Here is a 421-nt window from a genome sequence, read left to right on the forward strand (position 1 = left end):
TGGCAGCCGCGTTTGCGGGAGGCGGCTCGACCTTTGCGGGGCGGTAGATTACATCGCCTGCGGCGATGCCTTGTCCGCTCAAAGCGCATATACCCGATCGTTTCGCTGTAGCAAGGCGCCAAAGCTGCTCGCCGTACTTGCAACCTCGAGGGTCGCTCCACGAGACGGTGGCTGTTCGTGGACTGGGTCGATCGAGCAGCGCGATCCCAACGTCGCCATTCTTGACCGGCAGACTGCTCGATCCACGCGAATCGACTATATGCCTGACCCGAGCCGCCAATTGTTGCGCGCATTCCCAATCGAGTTGGCCCACTGCGCGCTGCCATGCAGTGTCGGCCGTCACGCATTGATCCATGGCAGTACTCCCGTCAAAAGTGAGGTGGCGTTCAGCTCAGCCGTATCTTTGGCTGCACGAAGCCGT

General features: G+C 61.0%; 1 protein-coding gene. It reads right to left on the bottom strand.

Annotated features, from left to right (window positions below):
- Positions 1 to 355, bottom strand: a 355-nt coding sequence (locus tag F6X39_RS37775; protein WP_222945426.1) for a DUF3331 domain-containing protein, incomplete at its 3' end; no start/stop codon positions are given.
- Positions 356 to 421 lie beyond the last annotated feature (66 nt).

Source organism: Paraburkholderia sp. UCT2 (genome assembly GCF_014397665.1).
Classification (GTDB): Bacteria; Pseudomonadota; Gammaproteobacteria; order Burkholderiales; family Burkholderiaceae; genus Paraburkholderia; species Paraburkholderia tuberum.